This is a genomic window from Streptomyces sp. NPDC058401, assembly GCF_042722885.1.
In the GTDB taxonomy this organism is placed as follows: Bacteria; Actinomycetota; Actinomycetes; order Streptomycetales; family Streptomycetaceae; genus Streptomyces.
The window spans coordinates 1-3,620 of the sequence record NZ_JBHXKA010000263.1; the positions used below are offsets into that span (position 1 = coordinate 1).

Below are 3,620 nucleotides of genomic sequence, written 5' to 3' on the forward strand. Positions count from 1 at the left end.
CATTGACAGACGTAAGCGCCGCCTGCTCCGAGCGGGGAAGCGGGTGCCAGTCGCCACAGTCAACCGCGAGGAAGCCCAGACATGACCGTGCACTCCCAGGGAGCGGCCACTTCCGCTCCACAGGACGCACCACACGAGTCCGCGGGGCCGGCCGAGACGCCGCCGCCCACCGGAGCCAAGGCAGCGTCCCAGTCTCCTCGCGGGGGCAGAAAGTCGCTCCCCTCAGGGTGGTTGCCGTACCTCCTGATCGGGCCCGCCGTGCTCAGCATGGCGACCCTGCTGCTGTACCCGCTGATCAAGAACATCATCCTGTCGTTCCAGAAGGTCGACAAGATCGAGTTCATCCAGCGGAAGGCGCCGTTCAACGGCGTGGACAACTACACCGAGCTGCTGGGCGACTCGCAGTTCTGGACCGTGGTCGTCCGCAGCTTCGTCTTCACAGCCGCCAACGTCCTGCTGATCATGGTGCTCGGAAGCCTCATCGGGCTCCTGCTGAACCGGCTCGGCAAGTGGATGCGCCTGGTCCTGTCGATGGCGCTGGTCATGGCCTGGGCCATGCCGATCGTCGCCTCCGTGACCGTCTTCCAGTGGCTGTTCGACGAGCAGTACGGCGTCATGAACTGGCTGATGCGCACCTTCGGCTTCGCCGGCTACGACCAGCACAACTGGTTCGAGACCGGCATGTCCACCATGGTGATCATCACCGTCCTGCTGGCCTGGGGCTCCATCCCCTTCGTCGCCCTCAACATGTACGCCGGCCTGACCACGGTCAGCGGCGAGCTGTACGAGGCCGCGCGCATGGACGGGGCCAACGGGTGGCAGACCTTCTGGAAGGTCGTCTTCCCGAACCTCAAGTCGTTCTTCCTGGTCACGACGTTCCTTGAGGTCATCTGGATCTTCAAGGCGTTCACCCAGATCTACGCGATGAACAAGGGCGGCCCCGACCGCGCCTCGGAGACGCTGACGATCTACGCGTACGTAGAGGGCCAGAGCCAGGGCCACTACGGTCTGGCCGCGGCGATCTCCGTCCTGACGATCGTGATGCTCGTGATCGTCATGTCCTTCTACTTCCGTCTGATCCTGAAGCAGGAGGAGGAGCAGTGAGCACCAGCACCGCCCCGAAGCCCGCGCCGCCCGCGCCGTCCGCGAAGCCCCAGCAGCTGCGCAACCGCCGGCCGATCCGTCCCGCGGCAGTCGCCAAGAACGTCGGCGCCCTGCTGCTGGCCGTCCTCTTCGTCTTCCCCGTCTACTGGATGTTCTCCTCGGCCCTGAAGCCGTCCAGCGAGATCCTTTCCAAGGACCCCGTCTTCGTCTTCACCCCGACGATGGAGAACTTCACCAAGGCCACCGGCGTCGACCTGTTCTGGACCTACGTCGCGAACAGCTTCATCGTCACCATCGGCGCCGTCAGCCTGGCCCTGCTCGTCGCCCTCGCCGCGAGCTTCGCCATCGCCCGCATGAAGTTCAAGGGCCGCAAGGGCCTGGTCCTCGCGGTGATGATGGCCCAGATGGCGCCCTGGGAGGTCATGGTCATCGCGATGTACATGATCGCCCGTGACTCCGAGATGCTGAACAGCCTCCCGCTGCTCACCGCGATCTACTTCGTGATGGTCCTCCCCTTCACCATCTGGACCCTGCGCGGCTTCATCGCCGCCGTCCCGGTGACGCTGGAGGAGGCCGCCCAGATCGACGGCTGCACCCGCGGCCAGGCCTTCCGCAAGGTGATCTTCCCGCTGCTGGCCCCCGGCCTGATGTCCACCTCGCTCTTCGGCTTCATCACGGCCTGGAACGAGTTCGCGATGGTGCTGATCCTGAACAAGGACAAGACCGCGCAGACCCTGCCGCTGTGGCTGACCCAGTTCCAGACGGCCTTCGGCAACGACTGGGGCGCCACCATGGCCGCTTCCTCGCTCTTCGCGGTCCCGGTGCTGCTCATCTTCGTCTTCCTCCAGCGCAAGGCCGTCGGCGGCATGACCGCCGGCGCCGTGAAGGGATAACGGCCCATGACTGTCCTTGCGCACCGCACAGACACCGTGACCCGGGACGCCCTCGCGGTCCTCCAGCCCGGCTTCGAGGGCACCACCGCCCCCGCCTGGCTGCTCCGGCAGGTCGCCGAAGGCCTCACCGCCGTCGGCCTCTTCGGCCGCAACATCACCTCGCCCGAGCAGCTCGCCGCGCTGACCGCGCAGCTTCGTACCGAGCGGGACGACGTCCTCGTCGCCATCGACGAGGAGGGCGGCGACGTCACCCGCCTGGAGGTCCGGGGCGGCTCCTCCTTCCCCGGGAACCTGGCCCTCGGCGCCGTGGACGACGTGGACCTGACCCGCGACGTCGCCCGCGAGCTGGGCCGCCGGCTCGCCGAGTGCGGGGTCAACCTCAACTGGGCCCCGTCCGCGGACGTCAACTCCAACCCGGCCAACCCGGTCATCGGCGTACGGTCCTTCGGCGCCGACACCCACCTCGCCGCCCGGCACACCGCCGCGTACGTCGAAGGCCTCCAGGCCGCCGGCGTCGCCGCCTGCACCAAGCACTTCCCGGGCCACGGCGACACCAACGTCGACTCGCACCACGCGCTGCCGCGCATCGACGTGGACCTCGACACCCTGGCCGCCCGGGAACTCGTACCCTTCCGGGCCGCCATCGAGGCCGGCACCAAGGCCGTCATGAGCGCCCACATCCTGGTGCCCGCCCTGGACCCGACCCGCCCGGCCACCCTCAGCCCGCAGATCCTGACCGGTCTGCTGCGCAAGGAGCTCGGCTACGAGGGCCTCATCGTCACCGACGGCATGGAGATGAAGGCCATCGCGGGGACGTACGGGATCGAGCGCGGCTCGGTGCTGGCCATTGCGGCCGGCGCCGACGCCATCTGCGTCGGCGGCGGGCTCGCCGACGAGGGCACCGTGCTGCGCCTGCGCGACGCACTGGTCGCGGCCGTCCGCGAGGGCTCGCTCCCGGAGGAGCGCCTCGCCGAGGCCGCCGCCCGGGTCCGCTCGCTGGCCGAGTGGACCCGTCAGGTCCGTCAGGGCGCGCGGCCGGAGGGGAGCAGCGCGCCCGGCATCGGACTGGCGGCGGCCCGCCGCGCGGTGGTCGTGACGGGTTCCCGCACGGCGGCCGCCCCGGTGAACGCCCCGTACATCGCCACGCTCACCCCGGTGGCGAACTTCGCGGTCGGCGACGAGACCCCGTGGGGGGTGGCCGGGGAGGTGTCCGCGCTGGTCCCGGGCACCGACTCGGGCGTCTACCCGGAGGGGGCGACGGCCGAGGGCATCCTGGCCGCCGCGGGCAACCGCACCGTCGTCGCGGTGGTCCGCGACGCGCACCGGCACCCGTGGATGACCGAGGCCCTGGACGCGCTCGTCGCGGCGCGGCCGGAGACGATCGTGGTCGAGATGGGCGTGCCGCAGGCCGAGCCGCGCGGCGCGCTGCACATCGCGACGCACGGCGCCGCCCGGGTGTGCGGGCGCGCTGCCGCGGAGATCATCGCGGGGGTGTAGCAGCCCCTGCGCGCGCCGCGAGTACGAGAAGGGCCGGGCACCCCCTGCGGGGTGGCCCGCCCATAACGTGTGCCGGTAAGACCAAAACAACCATCCAGGCGGGGGAGTTGTCGGATTGGTGGGGGA

At 69.8% G+C, this 3,620-nt stretch carries 3 protein-coding genes; all 3 read left to right on the plus strand.

The genetic code is table 11. From position 1 onward, the window contains the following. Positions 1 to 81: 81 nt before the first annotated feature. Genes ACFWNV_RS39545 through ACFWNV_RS39555 form a run of 3 tightly spaced genes read left to right on the plus strand, consistent with a single transcriptional unit; the run spans position 82 to position 3,494 of the window. Positions 82 to 1,104 carry a carbohydrate ABC transporter permease gene (locus tag ACFWNV_RS39545; protein ID WP_383957160.1) on the plus strand — a complete coding sequence of 341 codons (1,023 nt, stop codon included), beginning with the start codon at positions 82 to 84 and terminating at the stop codon, positions 1,102 to 1,104. A 56-nt stretch (positions 1,105 to 1,160) separates the two neighbouring features. Beyond that, positions 1,161 to 1,997 (plus strand): carbohydrate ABC transporter permease, encoded by an 837-nt coding sequence (locus ACFWNV_RS39550; protein ID WP_383957165.1) that lies wholly within the window; start codon positions 1,161 to 1,163, stop codon positions 1,995 to 1,997. A gap of 6 nt (positions 1,998 to 2,003) precedes the next feature. After that, a complete protein-coding gene (locus tag ACFWNV_RS39555; RefSeq protein WP_383957162.1) occupies positions 2,004 to 3,494 on the plus strand; it encodes a glycoside hydrolase family 3 protein in 1,491 nt (496 codons plus the stop codon). Positions 3,495 to 3,620 lie beyond the last annotated feature (126 nt).

What these genes read in the sequence shown, in the direction of transcription:
- ACFWNV_RS39555 (WP_383957162.1), top strand. Translation starts at nt 2,004, where the DNA reads ATGACTGTCCTTGCGCACCGCACAGACACCGTGACCCGGGACGCCCTC.
- ACFWNV_RS39545 (WP_383957160.1), top strand. Translation starts at nt 82, where the DNA reads ATGACCGTGCACTCCCAGGGAGCGGCCACTTCCGCTCCACAGGACGCA.